Origin of the sequence: Streptomyces sp. STR69, from assembly GCF_024519455.1 — a bacterium.
GTDB lineage: Bacteria > Actinomycetota > Actinomycetes > Streptomycetales > Streptomycetaceae > Streptomyces.
The window spans coordinates 351,784-374,792 of the sequence record NZ_JALJRY010000003.1 but is presented as its reverse complement, the minus strand read 5'-3'; the positions used below and the strand labels follow the sequence as shown (position 1 = coordinate 374,792).

Annotated in this window: 23 protein-coding genes; 14 read left to right on the top strand and 9 right to left on the bottom strand. The window is 70.3% G+C overall.

Translation table 11 applies throughout. The features are described 5' to 3' along the window. Positions 1-34: 34 nt before the first annotated feature. On the top strand, positions 35-1,528 hold the full coding sequence (locus OC490_RS08010; protein WP_262057110.1) for an SDR family NAD(P)-dependent oxidoreductase: 1,494 nt from the start codon (positions 35-37) through the stop codon (positions 1,526-1,528). Between the two features lie 72 nt (positions 1,529-1,600). Next, positions 1,601-1,834, top strand: coding sequence for a hypothetical protein (locus OC490_RS08005; protein ID WP_262057109.1), 234 nt, complete (start codon positions 1,601-1,603; stop codon positions 1,832-1,834). Between the two features lie 16 nt (positions 1,835-1,850). Here the strand turns inward: OC490_RS08005 and OC490_RS08000 are convergent, their stop codons facing one another. The 3 genes from OC490_RS08000 to OC490_RS07990 all read right to left on the bottom strand — a co-directional run bounded on the left by OC490_RS08000 (position 1,851) and on the right by OC490_RS07990 (position 4,033). Then, positions 1,851-2,660 (bottom strand): SDR family oxidoreductase, encoded by an 810-nt coding sequence (locus tag OC490_RS08000; RefSeq protein ID WP_262057108.1) that lies wholly within the window; start codon positions 2,658-2,660, stop codon positions 1,851-1,853. A 25-nt stretch (positions 2,661-2,685) separates the two neighbouring features. Next, positions 2,686-3,261: an HD domain-containing protein gene (locus tag OC490_RS07995; RefSeq protein WP_262057107.1), complete on the bottom strand. Its 576-nt coding sequence runs from the start codon at positions 3,259-3,261 to the stop codon at positions 2,686-2,688. Between the two features lie 136 nt (positions 3,262-3,397). Continuing rightward, the gene (locus tag OC490_RS07990) at positions 3,398-4,033 is read right to left on the bottom strand and encodes a TetR-like C-terminal domain-containing protein (RefSeq protein ID WP_262057106.1); all 636 of its coding nucleotides are present in this window, start codon (positions 4,031-4,033) and stop codon (positions 3,398-3,400) included. A gap of 112 nt (positions 4,034-4,145) precedes the next feature. On the opposite strand from OC490_RS07990, the gene OC490_RS07985 reads away from it, so the two are divergent. After that, a complete protein-coding gene (locus OC490_RS07985) occupies positions 4,146-5,216 on the top strand; it encodes an esterase FrsA (protein ID WP_262057105.1) in 1,071 nt (356 codons plus the stop codon). 19 nt (positions 5,217-5,235) lie between these two features. Here OC490_RS07985 and OC490_RS07980 read toward each other — a convergent pair whose 3' ends face one another. Beyond that, positions 5,236-5,802, bottom strand: coding sequence for a class I SAM-dependent methyltransferase (locus OC490_RS07980; protein WP_262057104.1), 567 nt, complete (start codon positions 5,800-5,802; stop codon positions 5,236-5,238). A 131-nt stretch (positions 5,803-5,933) separates the two neighbouring features. Here OC490_RS07980 and OC490_RS07975 point away from each other — a divergent pair, with 131 nt between their 5' ends. The 5 genes from OC490_RS07975 to OC490_RS07955 all read left to right on the top strand — a co-directional run bounded on the left by OC490_RS07975 (position 5,934) and on the right by OC490_RS07955 (position 10,548). Further along, positions 5,934-7,205, top strand: a complete 1,272-nt coding sequence (locus OC490_RS07975) for a sensor histidine kinase (protein ID WP_262057103.1) — start codon at positions 5,934-5,936, stop codon at positions 7,203-7,205. Further along, complete coding sequence (locus OC490_RS07970) at positions 7,202-7,909, top strand: response regulator (RefSeq protein WP_262057102.1); 708 nt, start codon at positions 7,202-7,204, stop codon at positions 7,907-7,909. Before OC490_RS07975 ends, OC490_RS07970 begins: the two co-directional genes overlap by 4 nt. 59 nt (positions 7,910-7,968) lie before the next feature. After that, positions 7,969-9,723 (top strand): alpha/beta hydrolase, encoded by a 1,755-nt coding sequence (locus OC490_RS07965; RefSeq protein ID WP_262057101.1) that lies wholly within the window; start codon positions 7,969-7,971, stop codon positions 9,721-9,723. Positions 9,724-9,836: 113 nt separating this feature from the next. Beyond that, positions 9,837-10,010, top strand: coding sequence for a hypothetical protein (locus OC490_RS07960; protein WP_262057100.1), 174 nt, complete (start codon positions 9,837-9,839; stop codon positions 10,008-10,010). A 55-nt stretch (positions 10,011-10,065) separates the two neighbouring features. Continuing rightward, positions 10,066-10,548 carry a GNAT family N-acetyltransferase gene (locus OC490_RS07955; RefSeq protein ID WP_262057099.1) on the top strand — a complete coding sequence of 161 codons (483 nt, stop codon included), beginning with the start codon at positions 10,066-10,068 and terminating at the stop codon, positions 10,546-10,548. A gap of 9 nt (positions 10,549-10,557) precedes the next feature. On the opposite strand, the gene OC490_RS07950 is transcribed toward OC490_RS07955, so the two are convergent. Further along, a complete protein-coding gene (locus OC490_RS07950) occupies positions 10,558-11,901 on the bottom strand; it encodes an amidase (RefSeq protein ID WP_262057098.1) in 1,344 nt (447 codons plus the stop codon). A gap of 257 nt (positions 11,902-12,158) precedes the next feature. Between OC490_RS07950 and OC490_RS07945 the strand changes: the two genes are divergently transcribed. Beyond that, the gene (locus OC490_RS07945) at positions 12,159-14,018 is read left to right on the top strand and encodes a beta-N-acetylhexosaminidase (RefSeq protein WP_262057097.1); all 1,860 of its coding nucleotides are present in this window, start codon (positions 12,159-12,161) and stop codon (positions 14,016-14,018) included. Positions 14,019-14,036: 18 nt separating this feature from the next. Continuing rightward, positions 14,037-15,584 carry an alpha-L-fucosidase gene (locus OC490_RS07940; RefSeq protein ID WP_262057096.1) on the top strand — a complete coding sequence of 516 codons (1,548 nt, stop codon included), beginning with the start codon at positions 14,037-14,039 and terminating at the stop codon, positions 15,582-15,584. A 24-nt stretch (positions 15,585-15,608) separates the two neighbouring features. Here the strand turns inward: OC490_RS07940 and OC490_RS07935 are convergent, their stop codons facing one another. Next, on the bottom strand, positions 15,609-16,514 hold the full coding sequence (locus OC490_RS07935; RefSeq protein WP_262057095.1) for a helix-turn-helix domain-containing protein: 906 nt from the start codon (positions 16,512-16,514) through the stop codon (positions 15,609-15,611). Positions 16,515-16,673: 159 nt separating this feature from the next. Continuing rightward, the gene (locus OC490_RS07930) at positions 16,674-16,925 is read right to left on the bottom strand and encodes a DUF397 domain-containing protein (protein WP_200709817.1); all 252 of its coding nucleotides are present in this window, start codon (positions 16,923-16,925) and stop codon (positions 16,674-16,676) included. 210 nt (positions 16,926-17,135) lie between these two features. Between OC490_RS07930 and OC490_RS07925 the strand changes: the two genes are divergently transcribed. Further along, positions 17,136-17,684, top strand: a complete 549-nt coding sequence (locus OC490_RS07925) for an ATP-binding protein (RefSeq protein WP_262057094.1) — start codon at positions 17,136-17,138, stop codon at positions 17,682-17,684. Positions 17,685-17,749: 65 nt separating this feature from the next. Here OC490_RS07925 and OC490_RS07920 read toward each other — a convergent pair whose 3' ends face one another. Together OC490_RS07920 and OC490_RS07915 are read right to left on the bottom strand one after the other, a co-directional pair. After that, positions 17,750-18,556: an SAM-dependent methyltransferase gene (locus OC490_RS07920; RefSeq protein WP_262057093.1), complete on the bottom strand. Its 807-nt coding sequence runs from the start codon at positions 18,554-18,556 to the stop codon at positions 17,750-17,752. Positions 18,557-18,626: 70 nt separating this feature from the next. Then, the gene (locus tag OC490_RS07915; protein ID WP_262057201.1) at positions 18,627-19,634 is read right to left on the bottom strand and encodes a LacI family DNA-binding transcriptional regulator; all 1,008 of its coding nucleotides are present in this window, start codon (positions 19,632-19,634) and stop codon (positions 18,627-18,629) included. A 271-nt stretch (positions 19,635-19,905) separates the two neighbouring features. Here OC490_RS07915 and OC490_RS07910 point away from each other — a divergent pair, with 271 nt between their 5' ends. Genes OC490_RS07910 through OC490_RS07900 form a run of 3 tightly spaced genes read left to right on the top strand, consistent with a single transcriptional unit; the run spans position 19,906 to position 22,997 of the window. Then, on the top strand, positions 19,906-21,198 hold the full coding sequence (locus OC490_RS07910; RefSeq protein ID WP_262057092.1) for an ABC transporter substrate-binding protein: 1,293 nt from the start codon (positions 19,906-19,908) through the stop codon (positions 21,196-21,198). A gap of 6 nt (positions 21,199-21,204) precedes the next feature. Beyond that, entirely contained in the window at positions 21,205-22,098 is an 894-nt protein-coding gene (locus OC490_RS07905; protein WP_262057091.1) for a carbohydrate ABC transporter permease, read from the top strand. Continuing rightward, the gene (locus tag OC490_RS07900; RefSeq protein ID WP_262057090.1) at positions 22,095-22,997 is read left to right on the top strand and encodes a carbohydrate ABC transporter permease; all 903 of its coding nucleotides are present in this window, start codon (positions 22,095-22,097) and stop codon (positions 22,995-22,997) included. The genes OC490_RS07905 and OC490_RS07900 overlap by 4 nt, the downstream gene beginning before the upstream one ends. Positions 22,998-23,009: the final 12 nt, after the last annotated feature.

Here is a 23,009-nt window from a genome sequence, read left to right as displayed (position 1 = left end):
GCCGCCGCGGATCACCCAAGGAAACGGCAGCGCGATGACGGTGACAGAGAACGGCTCCACGACCCCGGACGAGGTCGTGTACGGGCCCGGCATCGACCCCGAGCGGCTGGCCGTCTGCCTCAGCGTGCTCGACGAACTGGAGAAGATCGACGTCGACCACCCCGACGCGATCACCGTGCGCCGGGCCACCGCGGGCATCTACCGCAGTGTCAAGCAGCGCCGCCGTCAGGAGCGCCGGGCCGCGAAGACCGCGCACGACAAGGCCGTCACCGAGTCCACCGCGACCGGCTCCGCACAGCGCATCGACGACGAGACCGAGGGTCTGCTCCCGTCGTCGGTGACGGAGGAGGGCCGGATCGCCGGGATACTGCAGCGCCCGCGCTCCTGCTACACCTGCAAGACCCGCTATGTGGAAGTCGACTACTTCTACCACCAGCTCTGTCCCGACTGCGCCCGCCTGAACCGCGAGAAGCGCGACGTCCACGCCGACCTCACCGGCAAGCGCGCCCTGCTCACCGGCGGTCGCGCCAAGATCGGCATGTACATCGCGCTGAGGCTGCTCCGCGACGGCGCCCACACGACGATCACCACGCGCTTCCCGAAGGACGCCATCCGCCGCTTCAAGGCCATGGACGACTCGGCGGACTGGATCCACCGCCTCGACGTCGTCGGCATCGACCTGCGCGACCCGGCCCAGGCCGTGGCCCTCGCCGACCAGGTCGCCGAGGCGGGCCCGCTCGACATCCTCATCAACAACGCGACCCAGACCGTACGGCGGCTGCCGTCCGCCTACGCCGCGCTCGTCGACGGCGAGAGCGCCCCGCTGCCCGCCGGTGAGCTGCCCGCCCACCACGTGATCGGCGCCTTCGGCTCCGGCGCGGTCGACGGACTGGCCGCGCTGCCCGTCGGCATCAGCGGCCTCGACGCCCAGCAGGTCGCCGACCTCGCCCTGGTCGCGGGCAACGCCAGCGTCGCCCGGCACCTCGACGGCACCGCCATCGACGCCGGCGGCCTGGTCCCCGACGTCGTCGACACCAACACCTGGGTGCAGACCATCGAGCAGATCTCCCCGGTGGAGCTGCTTGAGACCCAACTCTGCAACTACACCGCGCCGTTCATCCTGATCAGCAAGCTCCGCCCGGCCATGGCCGCCGCCGCCAAGGCCGCGGCCAGCGGACGCGCGTACATCGTCAACGTCTCGGCGATGGAGGGCGTCTTCGGCCGCGGCTACAAGGGCGCCGGACACCCGAACACCAACGCAGCCAAGGCCGCCATGAACATGGTGACCCGGACCAGCGGCCAGGAGATGTTCCAGACCGACGGCATCCTCATGACCTCCGTCGACACCGGCTGGATCACCGACGAACGCCCCCACTACGACAAGCTCCGCCTTGCCGAGGAGGGCTTCCACGCACCGCTCGACCTGGTCGACGGGGCGGCACGGGTTTACGATCCGATTGTGTGCGGCGAGCAGGGCGAGGACCTGTACGGCGTCTTCCTCAAGGACTACGCGCCCGGCAAGTGGTAACCCGCCACCCCGGACCCGAGTCCCGGTGAGCGCCGGGCCCCGGCCCTGGTGAGTGCCGCGCGAGGAGTTCCCATGGCCAGTGCACACGGCATCGATCCAAGGGCCTTCAAGGACCCGCGCAACCACTATCCGACCGACGACCAGTTCTATGCGAGCGACCGTCCGGCCCACCCCGTCCTGCCGGAGGACCGCCCGCGCGGCGGCGGGCCCACGACCGCGGTGAAGCACCGCGGGACCTGGGCCACGGTCGCTCTCGTCGCCGGGATCGTCCTGCTGATCCTCGTGGGGATCGCCCTGTTCCCGTAATCCCGTCAGGGAGCCGCTACGGGCGGGGCGGCCCCGCCGACCTCAGCCGGTCGTGGACGGCGTACCCGCCCGACGCGTACGCCGCCCGCACCCGCGTCCCGCCGTCCACCAGCAGATCCGCCCCGGTGATCCACTCGGCCTGGTCGGAGGCCAGCCACAGCACGGCCCGTGCGATGTCGGCCGGCTCCCCGATCCGCCCGAGCGGCAGCCCCGCGGCGACCTCCGCCTCGCCCGGCTCCCACACGAAGCGCGCCATCTCGGTGCGTACGAGTCCGGGGGAGACGGAGTTGACCCGCACCCCCGGCGCGAGTTCACCCGCGAGCTGCTGCGTGAGGTGAAGGAGCGCCGCCTTGCTGGTGGAGTACGCCCCCACGTTCGGCCCGACATGCCCGGCGCCCTCGGTGCACACGTTGACCACCGCGCCGCCGTGCTCCCGCATCCACGCCCGCCACACGCACTGCGTCAACCGCAGCGGCGCCTCGACGTTCACGGTGAACGCCGTCCGCCACGCGTCCGGATCGGCTTCCATCAGGGGGCCGTACGGCTGGTTCGTCGCCGCGTTGTTGACGACCACGTCGATCCGCCCGAAGGCGCGCAGCGCGAACTCGGCCAACTCCCTCGCGTGTTCGGGGTCGCCGACATCCCCGGCGAGCCCGACCCCGCCCAACTCCGCCGCGACGCGCCCCACTTCACCGGCGTCCCGCGCGCTCACGCACACCAGCGCCCCGGCCCCGGCGAACGCCTCGGCGACCGCGTGACCGATCCCGCGCGTACCGCCGGTGACCAGGACGGCCCGACCCCGCAGACCGAACGACGACGACGTCATCGCCGTACGATCTCATGACGGACCGTCAGTCGACAGCCCCCAGGCGGGAGTTGGGCAGTCGGGAGTTCCGGGTGGCCACTATGCCCAGGACCGTGCGCCAGTCCTCCAGGACCCCGGCGTCGAAGCCGACGACCTTGGCCGCGTCGTCGGCCTGGCGGAGGGTGATCGCGTCGTCGGCGAGCGGATCGCGCTCGAAGGCCGCGGCCTCGGCGCGGGACATCGGGCCGCCCTGCGCGCGGAGCGTCAGCGTGCTCTGCGCGGACAGGTCGTGGTCCGGTGCGGCGGTGGCCAGATAGCGCTTCGCGGGCACGTGCAGCCGGACCAGGTGGGCGACCCGTGCGCCGAGCAGGGCGTGTACCGCGTCCGCCGCGTGGTCGGCGTGTCCGGCGTCGTCCCCGGGTTGCAGGAGATGTCCGATGTCGTGGACCAGGCCGGCGATCTGAAGTTCCTTGTCGGCGGGGCGACTTCGGCGCAGCAGCGCGGCCGTCTGCAGTGCGTGGTCGTGCAGATCGACCGGATCACCGCTCCGGTCCGGGGTGTCCCAGGCGCCCCGGCAGGCGTACAGCAGGTCCATCAGCTCCTCGACGCTGCGCAACTCCACGCGTCAGTCCTCCCGCGAGACAGCCTGTGCGGAACGCCAGGAGATCATGGCGAGCTTTCGGCGCAGCCAACGGGATCTGAACTGCGCGACGCCTTCAGTGACGCAGGTCATGTTCTCGCCGGCGCGGGCCTCGGTGTCACCGGGAGTCGGGCCGTGTGCGGGCGGAGCCCGGTCCGGCCAGGCCGTGCAGGAGGGTGTCGACCATCCGCTCGATCCGGTCCTCCTCGATGGGCTGCCGGATGAGCAGCGCCCTGAAATGCAGCGGTGCGACCAGCAGTTCGAGGGTGAGCCGGTGATCGGTGTCGGCCGCCAGCTCGTGGCGGTCGATGGCGCGGTCGACGATGATCCGGGTGACGTCGTAGCGGGTCTGCCAGAACTGGGCGCGGCTCTCGGCCAGTTGGGGATCTTCCTCGGCCGTGGCCAGCGCCTGGGCCAGCGCGGCGCCCAGGGGAGTGTTCAGGTAGACCGCGATCAGCCGGGCCAGCGCGACCATGTCGTTCCGGAGGTTCCCGGTGTCGGGGACCGGTAGTTGTTCCTGGCTGTAGGACAGCAGCGCGTCCAGGACCAGGTTCTGCAGGGCGCCCCAGCGTCGCTGGATCGAGGTGGCGTGGACGCCCGACCGCCGGGCGACCTCGCTCATCGTCAAGCCGCTCGTGCCGTTCTCGGCGAGCGCTTCCAGGGTCGACCGCAGGACATCGGCGCGGACCCGCGCGGACCGGCCGCCCGGACGGCGGGACGCCTCTGCCTGGTCGCTCGTCTCGTTCTTGCTCACCACGTCACGTTAACGCACGGATCTTGCGTTTGTGTCCGGGCGAGCGTAGCGTCCACTAACGCAAGATATCTGCGTTAGTGGCAGTGTCGCAGAAGAAGCGGAAGGAGCCGTCATGCCCTACCAATGGCCACTGGACGCGTCGGAGCTGTTCGGCGAGCGGTATCCGCAGATGGTCAACACCGGGCTGCCGGTGGCCGACGTCGACGCCGTGCGGGCCGCGGTCACCGAGATGTGGGCGGACGCTCCGGGCGGGTGGGTCCATGAATGGTCGAAGCTGGCCGCGGCCTATGCCGACGCGGGAGCCCATGAGCAGGCGGCGCTGGCCTACGGATGGGCGAAGTTCCCCGCCCTGGCCGACGAGAGCAAGCGCGTCGCGCTCGCCAAGCAGTTGGAGCAGTACCGGCTCGCCGCTCCCGGGTTCGGGCTGCGCTTCGAGCGGTACGTGCTGGAACTGCCGTACCGAGGAGGCGCGACCAGTGTCCCGGTCCATCTGCTTGCGCCCCTCGACCTTCCCGCCGACCGGCCGGTGGTGCTCGCCAGCGGCGGCGTGGACAGCTGGAAGATGGATGTGCACGGGCTGATGGTGCTCCTCGCCACCCATCTGCGCGTCGCTGTGCTGGTGTTCGACATCGCGGGCACCGGTGAATCGACGGTGCCGATGACCGGTTCCGGCGGCGCGGAATTGGTCAGCGGGCTGATCGGACATGCCCGGTCGCTGGGCAACGGCGTGGTGGCGCACGTGGGCATCTCGATGGGCGGGCACTTCTCGGCCCGGTCGGGACTCGGTGGTGAGGTCGACGCCGCCGTGGTGCTGGGCGGGCCGGTCGAAACGGCGTTCACCGAAGAGCGGATGTACGCCTTCGGGATGGACGGGATCGTCGGCAACGCGATGGGCTTCGACGCACCGCCCACCCCCGAGCAACTGGTCGCGGGCAGGGCCGAGTTCTCCCTGCGCCCGCTGCTCGACCAGGACTGCAACAACCCCATGCTGGTGGTCAACGGCGCCGACGACGTCCATGTGCCCCAGCACGACACCCTGGTGTTCCAGGGCCGCCGCGACACCGTCGTGAACCTCGTCCCCGACACCGGACACTGCGCGGTGAGCAAGTTGCCCGAGGTGTTCCCGACGATCATCGGCTGGTTGGACCGCACCCTGACCGCCACTGCCGAGCCGGACCGGTGAGCGGCCGTATCCCGGCCGGTCATGGCTTCCGGGTGGCCCGGTGCACGAAGGCGGGTGGGAGGTTCGGCCACACCACGGTCGAGCGTTCCAACTTGCCGAAACGGCAGGCCAGTTCGGCGGTGAAGTGACGGGCGGGTGGGGTCCAGGACGCGTGCAGGTAGGCGAAGGTGGTGAACCGGCCGCCGGGCGCGAGGACTTCGGCCACGGCGTCCAGGATGTGCCCGCGCTGTTCCCGCGGCATGACCGTCCACGGCAGCCCGGAGACCACCGCGTCGGCCGGTTCGCCCACTGCGGCGGCCAGTTCGGCGGCCGAGCCCCGTATGACGGTCAGGCGTGCGTCGCGCCGGGTGGCCGACAGCCGTGCCGCGAGCACCGGGTTGAGTTCGATCGCGACGAGCCGTGCGGCGGGTGCGAGCCGGGCGAGGATCGCGTCGGTGAACACCCCGGTCCCCGGGCCGAGTTCGACCACGAGCCGGGCCTCCTCCAGGCCGATGCCCTCGGTCATCGCGTACGCCAGCCGTCGTGAACTGGCCGCCACGGCACCGGTCATGAGGGGCCGTCTGAGGAATTCGGTGGTGATCGACATGGCGGCCATGGTGGAAGCGCCCCGGGTGGCCGTACGTCGTGTCCCCGGCCGGTACGTGTACGACCGTGGGAGGACCCCATGACGCCCGCCGGGACGATGTGGGGGAGCGGGCCCGGCCGTAGCGTGAGGTGGTGTATCGACTGATCGAGACCCTGTCCCGCCTGCGGCGGAGCCACCCGTGGCTGACGGACGCCCTGCTGGTCGTGCTGGTGGCGGTGCCGCCGGTGATCCGACCGGAGCCGGGCTGGCGGCCGGTCTGGGTGCAGGTGGTCGTGTACGTCGCCCTGGTACTGCCCCTGCTGTGGCGTCGCCGCCGGCCGGTGCTGGTCGCGGCCCTGGTGACGGCGGTGTTCTGGGCGCAGTACCTCGGACAGGTGTGGGGACAGGAGCCGGGACGCGGCGCCGTCGCCCTCGCCGCGGCCCTGGCCACCCTCACCGTGCGTGGCCTGCGCCGCGCCGCAGCGGTGACGGTGGTCTGCGCCGCCGGCTGCGTGCTGCTGTGGATTCCCGCGTGGCAGCGGGACTACGGCGGTGGCCCGGGTGCCCGGGGCGCCTGGCTCACTTCGCTCGCGGTGGGGCTTCTGCTGGCCGGGGCCTGGGTGTTCGGCGAGTACGTGCGTGCCCGGCGCGCCTACGTCGCCGAGTTCGAGCGGCGGGCCGCGCTCGCCGAGTCGGAACGCCTCGCCCTGGCCCGGGTCGCCGTCGCCGAGGAGCGGGCGCGCATCGCCCGCGAGATCCACGATGTCCTCGCGCACAGCGTGAGCGTGATGGTGCTGAACGCCGAGGGCGGCAGGCTGATGCGGCAGATCGACCCCGCCGTCGTGGATCGGACTCTCGGCGTCATCAGCGCGACCGGCCGCGAGGCCCTGGGTGAACTGCGCCGACTGCTGGAGGTGTTGCGCACTCCCGACGCGAACGCCCCGGCCGGCGACTCCGGTTCCGCTTCCGATGGGGCCGGCGAAGACCTCTCGGCCGATCTGCGGCGGCTGGTCGGACGCCTCGACACGGGCGGCAGACGCGCCCTGTTGGACCTTCGTGGAGAACGGGACGGCCTTGCGGCGGATCTGACCGCGCAGACGTACCGCATCGTGCAGGAGGCGCTCACCAACGTCGTCAAGCACGCTCCGCCGGACGCCACGGTTCACGTACGGGTCGACACCGGTAGGCAGGGGCCCGGGCGGCTGGTCCGCGTCAGGGTGGAGAACTCGGCCGGAACGGAAGCCGGAGGGGCGGGCCAACGCCCCGCTCCGCTGCTCGCGTCCGGTCGTGGACTCACCGGCATGCGCGAGCGCACCGCCCTCTACGCCGGGCGCCTCGACGCCGGCCCCACGCCCGACGGCGGCTACCGCGTCGTGGCGACCCTGCGTCCTGCCGAGCCCGAGCCCACCGCGGCGACCGCATGACCGCCCTCGACCCGACCCCGGATCGCACCGCGTCATCGTCGTCATCGTTCCGGGTGCTGATCTGCGACGACCAGGAGCTGATCCGGATGGGGCTGCGGATGGTCGTCGACAGCCAGCCCGATCTCACCGTGGTGGGCGAGGCCGCCGACGGTGACGCGGCGATCGCGGGGGTGGCCGCGCTGGAGCCGGACCTAGTCCTGATGGACGTACGCATGCCGGGCCTGGACGGGCTCGCCGCGACCGAAATCCTGTGCGCGCAGCCCCACGGGCCCCGCATCCTCCTCGTCACCACCTTCGACCTCGACGAGTACGCCTACGCGGCCCTGCGTGCCGGCGCGAACGGCTTCCTCGTCAAGGACGCCCCCGCCGAGGAGATCCTGGTGACCGTCCGCGCGGTGCTGAGGGGCGAGGTCATGGTGGCGCCCTCGCTGACCCGGCGCCTGGTCGAACGCTTCGTCCTGCACGCCCCCGCGTCCGCGCCCGCCCAGCGCAGCCGCCTGGCGGCTCTCACCGAGCGGGAACGGGAAGTCCTGGCCCTGGTCGCCAGGGGACTGGCCAACGGGGAGATCGCGCACCGCCTCTTCGTCGGGGAGACGACCGTCAAGACCCACCTCGGCCGGATCCTGACCAAACTCGGCCTACGGGACCGTATCCACGCGGTGATCTTCGCCTACGAGAGCGGGCTGGTACGGGTCGGGGACTGAGCGGTGACGCCCTAAAAATCGGAATACAGCCCCCACCAGGGATGGCTACAGTGAGTGATATGACGATCACGTTCCGCGTGGGATTGGGGAGGGCGGTGGCAGCCGCTCTGTTGGCCGTCGCCGCCCTCCCGACGGCCGCGGTCGCTTTCCCGTCGGCCCCGGCCCCGACCACACCCACGGACCCGTCTCCGGACCACCGGCGCCTCGTCTGGAAGACCTGTGCCCGCGGTCCCGACGACGACACCGGCAAGGCTCTCGACAGGGCCGGCGCCCAATGCGCCGATCTGAAGGTGCCCCTGGACTACGCGACCCCCGCCGGCCGGACGATCGGCATCGCGGTGGCCCGCCTCCGGGCCGCCGACCCCGCGCACCGCATCGGCACGCTGCTCTACAACATGGGCGGACCGGCGGATCCCGCGATCGAGTCCCTGCCCGCCGTCAGCGCGGCGATGGGGGAGACGGCCCGCCGCTACGACATCGTCGGCGTGGACCCGCGCTTCACCGGCCGCAACACACCACTGGACTGCGGCTGGCGCACCGAGACGTACTTCCGCTCGACGGGACCGGACCGGGCGGGCTTCGACCGCATGCGGGCCTTCGAGCGCGGCCTCGCCGAGCAGTGCCGAGACCGCGCCGGAGCCCTTCTGCCCTACGTCTCCACGCGCAACGCGGCCCGCGACATGGACGCCGTCCGCGCCGCCCTCGGCGAGCGCCGGATCTCCTTCTACGGCGTTTCGTACGGCACCTATCTGGGCGAGGTCTACACGGCGATGTTCCCCGGCCGCACCGACCGTGTCGTCCTGGACGGAGTGCACGATCCGAGCCGCCTCGCTCCCTGGGCCGAGTACGGCACCGAGCAGGTCAACGAGGACGCCCTGCGCCACTGGGCGGGCTGGGCGGCGGCCCACGACCGTACATACGGGCTGGGCGGCACCGCCGACGCCGTGCTCGCCACCCTCGACGGCATCCAATCCGCGGCCGTCGGGCGGCCGTTGGCCATCGGCCCCTACCGGGTGGACCGGCACGTGGCGCCGCTGTTCGACTACGCGGTCCTCGGCGACGACACGGAGGAGGGGGACGCGCTCGTCGCGGGTGTCTTCCGCACACTCAAGCGGGCCGCCGACACCGGGCACGCCGAGCCGGACGCGTTCCTCACCGCCTTCCTGGCGGCGACGCTGACCGGCGACGGCTCCGCGTACGGCAGCACCCAGACCGCGTACCTGTGCGCCGACACCCCAGGACCGCGCGACACCGAGGTCCATTGGCGCGCGATCGAACGGACCCGGGCCCGGCACCCGCTGTTCGGCCCGTTCCTCAACAACGTGACCCCGTGCTCCTTCTGGCCGCGGCCCAAGGAGCGGCCGGTCACCACCGTCCACAACGACATCCCGGCGCTCATGGTCAACGCCACCGGCGATCCCCGGGTGCCGTACTCGGAGGCCCGGCAGATGCACGCCAGGTGGCCCGCTTCCCGGCTCGTCACCGTCACCGGTTCCTACCGGCACGGGGTGTACGGCACCGACTACGGCGACACCTGCGTCAACGACACCGTCAACGCCTACCTCGCCACCGGCCGACTCCCCGCGGCCGACCTCACGTGTGCTCCCGTACGGCCGCCACGTACCGCGGTGGCGACCCATCCGGACCTTGTGGCCGCGCGTGTCTATTATTTACCCCATGTTTTCAGCCCCATCGAGCGGCAGCCCGCTCATTTGGTTAATCTGAGGCAGACGGACAGCAACAAGGGGTCCCACCCACACCCGTGGTCCGTCCCGGGGCAAGCCGTTCACAACGGCCTGCTCTCACACGAGTAACCGGCGCCACCGCGTCCGAACTGCCTTCAACCCACACCCGAGCGGGCCTCAGGTACCGGACCGAAGAATGGCCGGTATGCCCCGAGGGTGACCCGACACATAAGGAGTGCGCGGTGACACCGGAAAAGACGAATCGCGAGCAACGCCCCCAGCAACCTACGGAGCGTGCGGGCCACCGGTCCGACGAGCTCGGCAGCCTGGCCGTGTGGGCACGGTCCGCCCCCATCCGACTGGCCGGATACGAGGACGACCTCGCCGAGCCCCACATCCTGCCCAGCGTGGACTGAACCCCACGGGACCCATCGCGATCGCCGACAGCATGGGCGTGCGAAAATCGCGCCCATGCTGATCAGAGAAGCCGCGGCCGACGACTGGCCGCGGATCTGGCCTTTCTGGCACCGGATCGTCGCTGCCGGCGACACCTACACCTGGGCCCGGGACACCTCCGAAGAGGCGGCCCGGGCCCTGTGGACGTCCCCGCCCAAGCGCGTGTACGTCGCCGAGGACGAGAACGGAACGATCGTCGGCTCGGCCTTCGTCACCCCCAACTACGGCGGCCCCGCGGCCCGCATCGCCAACGCCGGCTTCATGGTCGACCCCGACCACGGCGGCCGGGGCATCGGCCGCGCCCTAGCCGAACACATCCTCACCGCCGCCCGCGACCAGGGCTTCCGGGGCATGGTCTTCAACGCGGTCGTCGAGACCAACCCCGCCGTCAAGCTCTGGCTCTCCCTCGGCTTCACGATCCTGGGCACGGTGCCGGACGCCTTCGACCATCCCCGGGACGGCCGCGTGGGCCTGCACATCATGTACCGCTCCCTCTGACGGGAACCCTCAGTCGAGCGGCGCGGTCCGCACCCACGGGTGCAGCTTCTCCAACTGCTCCGCCAGCTCCAGCAGCGCCGCCTCCGACCCCGGCCGCCCCACCAGCTGTACGGCGCAGGGCGCGCCCGAGGGCAGGGTGCCGAACGGGACCGACATCGCGGGCCAGCCGGTGAGGTTCCACGGGGGAGTCATCGGCGAGTAGTTGGTATTGGCCAGCACATTCAGCAGCCAGCCCCGCTCGTGCCACGGCCCGGCCTTGGGGGAGCGGCGGGCCAGCGCCGCCGTCAGCAGGATGTCGTGCTCGGCGAAGAACGGCGTGAGCCGTTCCCGCAGCTGCTCCCGGCTCCTCCCGGTACGGACGCCGTTCACGAACCGGCGCCCGATCGCCGCGTGCACCCGGGTCCGGCGCGTCAGCCTGCGCGGGTCGAGCCCCGCCGCGTCCACCGAGGTGCCCGCCGTCCAGTGCGCGAGCGAGGTGGTGCTCAGGGACAGCGGATACGGCGGATCGGCGCGGTGCAGCGCGTGCCCCGCCTTGGCCAGCAGCCCGGCCGCCTCCCGGACGGCGGTCGTATACGGCTTGCTGACGGCGACCCCGGCGAGCGGGCTGCGCACGGAGACGGCGATCTTCCGGGAGGTGGGCTCATCAGGGCGTACGACCTCGATGTCCGCGATGACCGAAAACATCAGCCGGACGTCCTCGACGGTCGTCGCCAAGGGCCCGTTTTCGGACATTCCGAACCAGTCGCCGTCGCCGATGCCGGCGGGCACCACCCCGAACCCCGGCTTGATCGTGACCAGACCGCAGTTCGCCGCCGGGATGCGCAGCGAGCCCATGCCGTCGTTGCCGAGCGCGATCGGTACCATGCCCGCCGCGACCGCAGCCGCGCTGCCGCCCGAGGAGCCCCCGGCGGTGCGGGTGGTGTCCCACGGGTTGCGGGCCGTGCCGTAGACGCCCTCGGTGCTGCCGAAGACGCACAGCTCGGGCACGTTCGTCAGCCCCACGACCACCGCGCCCGCCGCCCGCAGCCTGGCCACGGTGACATGGTCGTGGTCGGCGGGCGTGTCCGGGGTCGCGGCCGAACCGACCCGGGTGGACTCGCCGGTCACGGCGAGGTTGTCCTTCACGGCCACCGGCACGCCCGCGAGCGGCAGTTCGGCCAGGTCGGCCCGTGCGCCCACCGCGTCGGCCTCCGCGAGCGCGGCCTCGGCCCGCACCACCCGGAACGCGCCGATCCGCCCGTCCAGCCGCTCGATCCGGGCGAGATGCTCGGCCACCACCTCACGGGGCGTGGCCCGCTTCTCGCGTACGGCGGCGGAGATCTCGGCGGCGGTACGGCCGATCCAGCTGGTCACGGGCGCGCTCCTTCAATCTACTCGCGAGTACGTAGGGAGAACTGTGCCTCGGTCCAGGCGCCGCGTCGAGAGGCGACCGGCCTTGGACATTCGCTCCCCTCTTCTTGGACTTTTCACGAGCCGGTTCCGGGCGCGTAGCGACTGACGTGCTGGTCATCCGATCAATGGCTCAACTCGACTGCTCCCGTCGCCCGTTGACAGTCCCTGAACGCAGTCCAATCATCAGTCGTCCGATCAATCGCGACCGGTGGAGTGTCATGGCTGAGCGTGGGAAGAGACGTTTCCGGCTGATCGGCTTCGCGGCGGTGTTCGCGCTGTTCATGGCGTCCGCAGCGCCGGCGGTCGCGGCCCGGCAGGAGCAGGCAGCATCTCCGGTGACCGTGCCCGCGCTGTCCAACTGGACCCCGCAGAACGGGAGCTACGACTTCGGGGCCGGGACCCGGCTGGTGGCCGGCAGCGCGAGTGAACGCAGGGTCGCCGACACCCTCGCCGACGACCTCAAGGCGGCGGGTCACGGAACGGTGCCCGTCGTACGGGGCGGTGCCGCCCGACCCGGCGACATCGTGATCGAAGTCCGGCCGACGCAGGGCTCGTTGGGCGCGGAGGGCTATGAACTCCAGGCGGGCAGGCGGCTGTCGGTCACCGGCGCGACCGAGACCGGCGCCTTCTACGGCACCCGCACCCTCCTCCAACTCCTCGCCCAGGGCGACCACATACCGGCCGGACGCACGGTCGACGTCCCTCGGTACAAGGAGCGCGGAGTCGGCGTCTGCGCCTGCTACATCCACATCTCCCTGCCCTGGCTGGAGAACCTGGTGCGCGAGATGGCGTACCACAAGCTCAACCAACTGCTCCTGGAAATCAAGGTGAAGAGCGACGCGCACCCCGAGGCGAACACCTGGGGCTACTACACCAAGGACGAACTGCGCCGCCTCGTCGCCCTCGGTGACAAGTACCACGTCGAGATCATTCCCGAGATCAACTCCCCGGGCCACATGGACCCGTGGATAGAGAACCGCCCCGACCTCCAGCTCACCGACAGCGACGGCAACAAGCAGCCCGCCCGGCTCGACGTCACCCAGCAGGCGGCGTTCGACTACTACACCAGCCTGATGGACGAGTACGCGCAGGTCTTCACCGCGCCGTCCTGGCACATGGGCGCCGACGAGTACATGCTCGGCTCCGACTACTCCAAGTACCCGCAGATGCTGCGTTACGCCCAGGAGAAGTACGGCGCGAACGCCACCCCGCAGGACGCCTACATCGACTTCATCAACCGCGTCCAGGCCTACGCCGCGAGCAAGGGCAAGCAGCTGCGCATCTGGAACGACGGGCTCACCGGCGCCAACACCGTGCCGGTGGCGCCGGGCACGACGGTCGAGCACTGGTTGAACGTCCAGACTAAACCGAGTCAACTCATCGCCCAGGGCTACCCGTTGATGAACGCGGCCTACTCCCTCTACCTGGTGCGCGGCGGCTTCCACAGCGACACCGAGTCGCTGTACGACCAGAGCTGGGACCCGCGGAGCTTCGAGGGCGAGAAGCTGACCTCCAGCGCCGGGATCACCGGGGCGAAGATCAGCCTCTGGCCCGACAACGGACGTGGCGAGACCGAGAACGAGGTCGCCGCCGACACCGAGCCCGCGCTGCGCCACCTCGCCCAGGCGACCTGGGGCGACCCGCACCCCGACGCCACCTACGCCCAGTTCACCGCGCGGGGCACGGCAGTCGGTCACGCGCCCGGATGGCGGGACCTGACCCGGGTACCGGTGGCGGACGGGACGTACACGTTCCGGACGGCGGGTGCCTCCTTCGACGCCACCGTGCAGCGCACACCGGACGGCTACGCGACGGTACGGACCGCCGACGGCTGCCTGGAGATACAGGGCGGGAAGCTCACCCTCAACGTGCCGCTCCAGCCGGGGGTCGCGGCGATCCCGCAGCCCTGCGACACCGCGAACACCATGCAGCGCTGGGAGTTGGCGCCCACGGCGGGCGGCTACCGACTCGTGAACGCCATCACGCAGATGGAGCTGAGCGTCGCCGACGACGGCAGCCTCTCCCAGTACCCGCCGGACCAGCACCGGCCCGCAGTCTGGCACTTGACCGCCCACTGACCAGAGGAGTCCCACCCCATGGCCCTCTCCAGACGTCTCTTCGTCCTCTCGGCCACCGCGCTCGCCGCGACCGGCACCGCGACGACCCCCGCCCTCGCGACGCCCCCGCCCCCGTCCGACTCCCGCTACCGCATCCCCGTCAGTCCGGACGACAGCGAAGCCGACCTGGTCCGCAAGGCCTCGCAAGTCCGGCCCACCGCACGGCAGGTGGCCTGGCAGCAACTGGAGCGGACGGCGTTCCTGCACTTCGGCGTGAACACCTTCACCGGCCTGGAGTGGGGGACCGGCGACGAGGACCCGAACGTGTTCCAGCCGACCGGCCTCGACACCGACCAGTGGGCCCGCGCCCTGCGCGACGGCGGCTTCAAGCTCGCCATCCTCACCGTCAAGCACCACGACGGCTTCGTCCTCTACCCCTCCCGCTACACCAACCACACGGTGGCCTACAGCAGTTGGCGTGCGGGCCGGGGCGACGTACTGCGCTCCTTCGCCGACTCCATGCGACGGTACGGTCTCAAGGCCGGCGTCTACCTCTCGCCCGCGGACGAGAACCAGTACCTCCACGGCGTCTACGCCAACGGCAGCGCCCGCGCCACCCGAACCGTCCCCACCCTCGTCGAGGGCGACGACCGCACTCCGGACGCCTTCTACACGCTGGACGCGACCGACTACGGCGCCCATATGCTCAACACCCTCTACGAAGTGCTGACCGAGTACGGCCCGATCGACGAGGTGTGGTTCGACGGCGCCCAGGGCCGCATCCCGCCGGGCCAGGTCGAGGACTACGACTGGGACAGCTGGTACACCCTGGTCAGATCACTCGCCCCGGACGCGGCGATCGCCGTGACCGGCCCTGACGTGCGGTGGGTCGGCAACGAGGGCGGCACCGCGCGGGAGGACGAGTGGAGCGTCCTCCCGGTCAAGGAGGAGCAGTACGGCCGCACGGACTGGGCGCTGTCCTACGACACCCCCGACGAGGGCAGTCGCGACGCGCTCGTGGCGGCGCAGCCGAACACGGACTACCTCCAGTGGTGGCCGGCCGAGTGCGATGTGTCGATCCACGACGGCTGGTTCTACCACCCGGGCCAACTCCCCAAGAGTGTCGAGGAGTTGACCGACATCTACTTCGGATCCGTGGGCCGCAACGCGGTTCTGCTGCTCAATGTGCCGCCGGACACCGATGGCCTGCTTGCGGACCCGGACGTGGCGCGGCTGCGCGAGTTCCGTGAGCGCGTGGACCGGGAACTGCCCGAGGACCTGGCGCGTGGAGCCCGCACGGCCGTCTCACCGGGACGGGTCACCGTCGACCTCGGGACGGAACACGAGGTGGACCGCGTCCGGTTGGCGGAGGACGTCCGACGGTACGGCCAGCAGGTCGAGGCATTCGTCGTCGAGGCGTACGTCGACGGGAACTGGACCGAGGTGGCCCGGGCCGGGACGATCGGCGCCAGTCGCATCCTGCTGCTGCCCGCGCCCGTACGCGCCCGGCGCTGGCGGGTCCGCGTGACAGCCGCCCGGGACACCGTACGGATCGCGGAGTTCGGGCTGTACAGGTCGCGGGTCTGAGCGGACCGTGCCCCGACCCCGACCTCACATGTCCTTGAGGAGCTTCTCCACGAAGACCACCGACTCGGGGCCGGGCAGGGCCACCAGGCTCAGCCGGTCCATGACCGCGAGATAGCGGTCGACCTCCTCCGCCTTGTCCAAGTACAGGGCGCTGGTGAGCTGTTCGAGATAGACGATGTCCGGCAGGTCCGGGACCGGGAAGCGCAGCACGGTGATCGGACCGCCCGCCGCCGCATGGCCGCCCACATCGAAGGGCAGCACCTGCAGCGTGACGTTCGGCAGGGCGGCCGTCTCGACGAGATGCCGGAGCTGGTCGCGCATCACCTCGACCCCGCCGAGCGGCCTGCGCAGCGCCGCCTCGTCCACCACGACCCACAGCTTCGGCGCTCCGGGCCTGCTCAGCAACTCCTGGCGGGTCATGCGGAGTTCGACGCGGCGCTGGATCGAGTCCGGGCTGTCGACAGGGCGGCCGAGCCGGATGACGGCCTCGGCGTACCCGGCGGTCTGCAACAGGCCCGGGATGAACTGGACTTCGTAGGTGCGGATGAGGGAGGTGGCCTCCTCCAGCCCCAGGTGCTGTTCGAACCAGGCCGGGAAGGAGTCGCCGTAGGCGCGCCACCAGCCGGGTTCGTTGGCGCGACGGGCCGAGTCCAGGTACTCCTGGCGGGCCTCCGGCTCGTGGAGGCCGTACAGCGTCAACAGGTCGGCCACGTCACGCTCTTTGAAGCCGACGCGGCCCAATTCCATCCGGCAGAGCTTGGCGTCCGAGGCGCGTATGGCCGAAGCGGCCGTGTCCCGGGTGATGTTGAGGGACTCGCGCAGCCGGCGCAGCCGGGTGCCCAGCATGATGCGCTGGACGGTCGGACCACCTCGCTGAAGGCTCAGCACGTCTGTGCCCAGGGGGGCGTGTTCCGGTTGAGCTGCAGTCATGTTCATCCCCTCGGCGGTCGCGCCGATACAGTCCGCAAGTTCTCGGGACTCAAAACAGGATCGTAGCACCGAGGTTCCGGATAACTGCGGGGAGTGAAGGAGCCGGAAGGTGCCGGCCTGTGTCCGGCGCCTTCCGGCCATCCGCGGGTTTGCCTGACTTCAGCGGCCGGGGAGTAGGCCGTCGAAGTCGCCGTCCTTCACACCGCGGACGAACGCGGAGATCTCGGCGCTGGTGTAGACGAGCGCCGGACCTTCGGGATGGCGCGAGTTGCGCACGGCGATGTGGCCGTCGGAGAGCGCGGCCAACTCGACGCAGTTGCCCTCGGGGTTGCTGTGGTGGCTCTTGCGCCACTCCGCGCCGCTCAGCAGGGTCGCCGACATGCCGTTCGCGTGCTCGATCTGAGGCCTCATCGCTCCCCCGGAAGATCGGATGCAATTGCATCTTCAATTGCATCCATTGGTGATGTGGAGGACGATAGCCCTCGGGGGCACCGCTCGCAAGATCATCTGCAATTGCAGCGGTAATTGCCGATGCACTTGCGTTCGCAGGGTCAGTCGGAGGACCATGTTCCGGACAGGTGTAGCGCGCGCAGTTGTTCTCTTGGGGTCTCAGGGGTCGCGATGTCCGCAGAGCAAGTCGTACGGCCGCTCGACTCCCAGCGGATCGAGGGCACTTGGGAGTGGCTGTGCCGGGCCGTCGACGAGGTGGGTCGACCCGCACCGGGGCAGACCATCACCCTGGTCCCCACCGTCGGGGACGGGGGCAACCCGGCACTCTGTTCCGTCCTGGCCGTGCCCCCGATGCCTCAATCGGCGCATGTGGCACGGGACTTCACTCGCGCCGCGCTGGCCGACCGGGCCGGGGACGAACTCGTCGACGACATGGCGGTGACCGTGTCGGAACTGGTGAGCAACGCGCTGCGCTACGGCCGGGCGCCCAACTCCCCGGTGGTGCAACAGCCTTCACTCTGGCTCGCCGTGTGGGACCGGCTGCCGTACGCCGTGTGCGCGGTCACCGACGACAGCGACCGCATACCCGTGGAGGGGCACCCCGACGAGTTCGCGGAGTCCGGGCGCGGCCTCCAGGTGGTCTCCGCGCTCAGCGACTCATGGGGCTGGAACCTGCGGGCGGGCGGCGGCAAGACGGTCTGGGCGCTGTTCCGGCTCTGACTCGACGGACAGGCAGAGAAGCGGGGTACCGGCCCAACGCCGGTACCCCGCTTCTGTGTTGCCGCTCAGATTTTGCGGCCGATGCCGCAGATCGTGTCCACGACGTCGGACGTGTCACTGCCCACGTCGACAGGCTCGGGCCGCCATTGTGAAATGGGGACGATGCCTGGCTCGACGGCCTCAAGACCGTCGAAGAAGGCCGTCACCCGCGCGGGGCTGCGCAGATAGTACGAGCTGGCGGAGTTGGCGTTGTACACCGAGATCGCCTGGTTGAGCGCCGGGTTGGTGTCGGTGCCGTCGGTCAGCGCGAGATAGCTGCCCGGGGGCAGGGCGTCGAGGAAGCGGGCCACGACGGCCTCGGGCTCGTCCGAGTCCGGGATCTGGCCCAGGATGCCGAGCATCGTCAGGGCGATCGGCTTGCTGAAGTCCAGTGTCCGGGCCGCGGCTTCGAGGATCGTCTCGGGATCGCGGACATCGGCCTCGACGTAGGCGCAGGCCCCTTCGGGCGTGCTGGTGAGCAACGCCTGCGCGTGCACCAGCACCAGCGGGTCGTTGTCGACGTACACGATCCGGCTCTCGGGCGCGATGCGCTGCGCGACCTCGTGCGTGTTGTCGACGGTCGGCAGACCGGTGCCGATGTCGAGGAACTGGCGGATGCCCGCCTCCGCGGCGAGATAGTGCACGGCCCGCACCAGGAAGCCTCGTTGGAGGCGAGCCAGCAGGGCGATGTCCGGGAACATCTTGACGATCATTTCGCCGGCTTCACGGTCGGCGGCGTAGTTGTCCTTGCCGCCCAGCAGGAAGTTCCACACGCGGGCGGAGTGCGGCCGGTCGAGCTGGAGCCGGTCGGCCAGCGGGTCTTCGGAAGTCATGGGCAAAGCCTCACACGAAGTACCCGGCGGTGTCCGGCGATTCGGGCTCGAACCGGGAGACACAGCACTTTCACACCCGGGCCGGACCTGTGCTGTCCCGCTCGATCAGCCGCGGCACCGGCACCCGCACGGTGCGCGCCGGGCCCCCGTCCAGCAACGCGGTCAACTCCTGGGCCGCCGTACGGCCGAACTCCACGCTGTCCCGGGACAGCGCCGACAGCCACGGCCGGACCATCCGGCACAGCGCCGAGTCCTCCCAGGCGACCACCGACACGTCCGCCGGTACGGAGAAGCCGAGTTCGGTCGCGGCGGCCACCCCGGCGACGGCCATCACGTCGTTGTCGTAGATCAACGCCGTTGGGGGAGCGGCGACTTCGAGGACCCGGCGGGTGACGGCGGCGCCCGCCGCGTCCGAGTAGTCGGTCGTCACCGAGTGCACCTCGGTCAGCCCGCGGCGCGCGGCCTCGGCGCGCAGGGCGCGGATCCGCCGCTCGGTGTGCGCGAGGCCCGGCAGACCGGCGATGTGCGCGATACGGCGGTGGCCGCGCGCGTACAACTCGTCGACCACCGAAGCCATCGCGCCCGCGTCGTCCGCCCACACCGTCGACAGACCGGGATGCCGTTCGTCCGGTGCGCCGCCGATCACCACGGCGGGCAGGCCCAGTTCGTCGAGGAGGTCGGGCCGTGGGTCGGCGGTGCGCGGGTCGGCCACCAGGACCCCGTCCACCCGGTGTTCGGCCCACCAGCGTCGGTACACCGCGCACTCGTCGTCGACGTCCTCGGCCATCTGGAAGAGCAGCCCGAGATGCCGCTCGGCCAGTATCTCCTGGATGCCCGAGACGAGTTGGAGGAAGAACGAGTCGACGCCGAGGGTGTCCGCGGGCCGGGCCAGCACGAAACCGACCGTCGCCGCACCCTCCCCGGACAGCGCCCGCGCCGCGGTGCTGGGCCGCCAGCCCAGTTGTTCCGCGACCCGGCGCACCCGGTCGCGGGTGATCTCGGAGACGCCGGGCCGGCCGTTGAGCGCGAAGGAGACCGCGCTCTCGGACACACCGGCGCGCTGCGCGATGTCCTTCATCGTCGGCCGACGCGCGGGTGACCGCTTGCCTGACAAGCCCGCTCTCCATTCCATCGGCACCGCGCACTAATGCGCTTGAGCCAGCACACCCTAAAGCGCATTAGTGATCCACCGCAAGAATGCGAACACACCTTGCTGAGCTGGGATGTTGGCCGGATCGGGCCAACTAATGAATTTAGCTGAGCGGAATCCATTGACGCACCCCGCGAACAGCGTGCAAGGTCTGCCCCGGCACGATTGGCCAACCCCCACTGCAAAGGAGCGATCCGCCGTGCGCATCTCCCGCAGAGCCTTCGCCGCCGCTGCCGCCGCCGTAGTCCTCATGCCGCTGAGCGCCTGCGGCTCCGGAGGAGACGACGGCGGCTCGACCGACGCCTCGGGCAAGGTCGAAGGCGACATCACCTTCCAGACCTGGAACCTCCGCGCCAACTTCAAGTCCTACTTCGAGGGCGTGATCTCCGGCTTCGAGAAGCAGTACCCCGGCACCCATGTGAAGTGGATCGACCAGCCCGCCGAGGGCTACGCCGACAAGATCAGCGCCGACGCCGCAGGCGGCACCCTGCCGGACGTCGTCAACGTCTCCCCGGACCTGGTCGCCCCGCTCGCCAAGGCGGGCCTCGCGATGGACCTGGACAAGGCGGCCTCGAAGTACAAGAGCGAGTACCTGCCCGGCGCCTGGGCGAGCCACCAGATACCGGGCATGACCGGGACCTACGCCTTCCCCTGGTACCTCAACACCGGACCGCTCTTCTACAACAAGTCCCTGTTCAAGCAGGCCGGACTCGACGCCGACCAGCCGCCGAAGACGTACGACGAACTCTTCGCCCAGGCACTCCAGTTGGCGAAGAAGACCGACGGCAAGGTCGCCACCCTCGCCAACGTCCCCACCGTCGAGGACTTCGGCCGCTACGGCGTCGAGCTCATGAACAAGGCCGGCACCGCCTTCGCCTTCAACGACGCCAAGGGCATCGAACTCCTCACCAAGTACAAGGAGTTGTACGACGCGAAGGCCCTCGACCCGCAGGCGCTCACCGCCACCCCCGAGTCGTCCGGCAAGAAGTTCCTCACCGGAGCCGTCGCCATGAACCCCGGCAGCGCCCTGGACCTGGACAACTTCAAGAAGCAGGCGCCCAGCCTGTACAAGAACATCGGCATCACCGACCAGATCACCAGCACCGGCCACGTCAACATGTACGTGATGGGCGTGATGGTCAACTCCAAGACCAAGCACACCCCCGCCGCCGTGGCCTTCGCGCACTACGTCACCGACGCCCAGCAGCAGATGTCGTTCGCGAAGAAGGTCGCCATCTTCCCGAGCACCGCGGGCTCCCTCGACGACCCGTACTTCACCAAGGAGGACGGCACCGACGAGACGCGGGTACGGATCGCCGCCGCCAAGTCCCTGAAAAACGCGGTGAATTACACGCCGGTGCTGTTCAGTGAGCAGATGAAGACCGCGCTGCGCAACGAGGTGGCCAAGGCTCTGCAAGGCAAGGAGAGCCCCGAGACGGCTCTTGACAACGCTGTCAAGCAGTGCAACACGCTCCTCCAGCAGCAGGGGTAGTCCGCGATGGCCCTCTCCACCGTCTCCCGGGTGCGGCGCCAACTGCCCATCAGCCCCTGGCTGTTCGCCGCCCCCGGACTGCTGATCACCGGCGTCTTCATCCTCTACCCGTTCGGCTCCACGCTGGCCAACGCCCTCACCGACCGGCGCACCCTGATCCCGGGCCACTTCGTGGGCTTCGCCAACTTCCGCGAGCTGTGGCACGACGACATGTTCTGGACCGGCCTGCGCAACAGCACCCTGTACATCCTCGGGGTGGTCCCCGCACTCGTCGTACTCCCGCTGCTGCTCGCCCTGTTGGTGCAGAAGAACATCCCCGGCATCACCTTCTTCCGGTCCGCCTTCTACACCCCGGTCGTCGCGTCGATCGTCGTGGTCGGACTCATCTGGGTGTGGCTGCTGGACGAACGCGGCCTGGTCAACTCGCTGTTGGAGACGATCGGCGTCGGCCGGATCGGTTTTCTGAGTGACCAGTGGCTGTTGCTGCTGAGCGCCATGGCCGTCACGGTCTGGAAGGGCCTCGGCTACTACATGATCATTTACCTGGCCGCGCTCGCCAACGTGCCCCGCGAACTCCACGAGGCCGCCTCGGTCGACGGCGCGGGCGCGGTACGCCGGTTCTTCACGGTCACCGTGCCCGCCGTCCGCTCCACGATGGTCCTCGTCGGGGCGCTGTCCTCGGTGGCCGCCTTCAAGGTGTTCTCCGAGGTGTACCTGATGGCGGGGCCGAGCGGCGGACCGGCCGGGGAGGACACCACCCTCGTGATGCTCGTCCAGCGCACCGGCACCGGCCTGACCGGCCGGGTCGGTTACGCCTCCGCGCTCTCGGTCGTCGTCTTCGTCGTCACCGTCGCGCTGATGCTGCTCGTCCTGCGGGCCGACCGGAAGGAGGACGCTTGAGCGTCATCGAACGCACAAGACCCGTCCAGAAGTCGGCGGTTCGCGAACCCCGCGTCACCGACGAGCACGGGCGCCGCATCCGCGTCTGGGAACTCGCCCTGCGCTACACGCTGTTGCTCGCCGTACTCGCCATCACGGTCGGCCCCTTCCTCTGGCAGCTCTCCACCTCGCTCAAGGGCCCGACCGAGGACATCTACAGCTCGCCGCCGACCTTCCTGCCCGAACACCCCACCCTGCACAACTACAAGCGGGTCGCCGACACCATCCCGGTGTGGGACTACGCCTTCAACTCGCTGAAGGTCGCCTCCGCCAACGTCGTGACGAACTGCGTCGGTTCGGCACTCGCGGGATACGCGCTCGCCCGGCTGCGCTACCGGGGCCGCCGCGTCGCCACCCTCGTCTTCATCCTCGCGATGCTGGTACCGGTGGAGGGCATCATCATCGCCCAGTTCACCACCATGCGGGAACTGGGCCTCAACAACACCCTGATCGGGGTGGTCCTCCCGGGCTGCATCGGCGCGATGAACGTCCTGCTGATGCGCAACGCCTTCCTCAACCTGCCCTACGAGATCGAGGAGGCGGCCTACGTCGACGGCGCCAACGTCTGGCAGCGGTTCCTGCGGATCGCGCTGCCGTCCGTGAAGGGGACCGTCGCCGTCGTCGCGATCTTCGCCTTCATGGGCGCCTGGGACGACTTCCTGTGGCCGCTCATCGTGCTCAGCGACCCGTCCAAGTTCACCCTCACCATCGGCCTCAACTATCTGCACGGAACCTTCGCCAACGACGAACGCCTGGTGGCCGCCGGCACGGTGATCGCCGTGGCCCCACTGATCGCCCTCTTCGCCTGCCTCCAGCGGTACTTCTTCCGGGGCGTGGGCGAAGGCGCGGTGAAGGGCTGACGTCCCCTTGCA

Excerpts from the sequence above, each read along its gene's own strand:
- OC490_RS07955 (WP_262057099.1), top strand. The coding sequence starts at position 10,066 with ATGCTGATCAGAGAAGCCGCGGCCGACGACTGGCCGCGGATCTGGCCT.
- OC490_RS07940 (WP_262057096.1), top strand. The coding sequence starts at position 14,037 with ATGGCCCTCTCCAGACGTCTCTTCGTCCTCTCGGCCACCGCGCTCGCC.
- OC490_RS08005 (WP_262057109.1), top strand. The coding sequence starts at position 1,601 with ATGGCCAGTGCACACGGCATCGATCCAAGGGCCTTCAAGGACCCGCGC.
- OC490_RS07965 (WP_262057101.1), top strand. The coding sequence starts at position 7,969 with ATGACGATCACGTTCCGCGTGGGATTGGGGAGGGCGGTGGCAGCCGCT.
- OC490_RS07980 (WP_262057104.1), bottom strand. The coding sequence starts at position 5,802 with ATGTCGATCACCACCGAATTCCTCAGACGGCCCCTCATGACCGGTGCC.
- OC490_RS07905 (WP_262057091.1), top strand. The coding sequence starts at position 21,205 with ATGGCCCTCTCCACCGTCTCCCGGGTGCGGCGCCAACTGCCCATCAGC.
- OC490_RS07970 (WP_262057102.1), top strand. The coding sequence starts at position 7,202 with ATGACCGCCCTCGACCCGACCCCGGATCGCACCGCGTCATCGTCGTCA.
- OC490_RS07930 (WP_200709817.1), bottom strand. The coding sequence starts at position 16,925 with ATGAGGCCTCAGATCGAGCACGCGAACGGCATGTCGGCGACCCTGCTG.
- OC490_RS08010 (WP_262057110.1), top strand. The coding sequence starts at position 35 with ATGACGGTGACAGAGAACGGCTCCACGACCCCGGACGAGGTCGTGTAC.
- OC490_RS07945 (WP_262057097.1), top strand. The coding sequence starts at position 12,159 with ATGGCTGAGCGTGGGAAGAGACGTTTCCGGCTGATCGGCTTCGCGGCG.
- OC490_RS07985 (WP_262057105.1), top strand. The coding sequence starts at position 4,146 with ATGCCCTACCAATGGCCACTGGACGCGTCGGAGCTGTTCGGCGAGCGG.
- OC490_RS08000 (WP_262057108.1), bottom strand. The coding sequence starts at position 2,660 with ATGACGTCGTCGTCGTTCGGTCTGCGGGGTCGGGCCGTCCTGGTCACC.
- OC490_RS07925 (WP_262057094.1), top strand. The coding sequence starts at position 17,136 with ATGTCCGCAGAGCAAGTCGTACGGCCGCTCGACTCCCAGCGGATCGAG.
- OC490_RS07935 (WP_262057095.1), bottom strand. The coding sequence starts at position 16,514 with ATGACTGCAGCTCAACCGGAACACGCCCCCCTGGGCACAGACGTGCTG.
- OC490_RS07915 (WP_262057201.1), bottom strand. The coding sequence starts at position 19,634 with ATGAAGGACATCGCGCAGCGCGCCGGTGTGTCCGAGAGCGCGGTCTCC.
- OC490_RS07920 (WP_262057093.1), bottom strand. The coding sequence starts at position 18,556 with ATGACTTCCGAAGACCCGCTGGCCGACCGGCTCCAGCTCGACCGGCCG.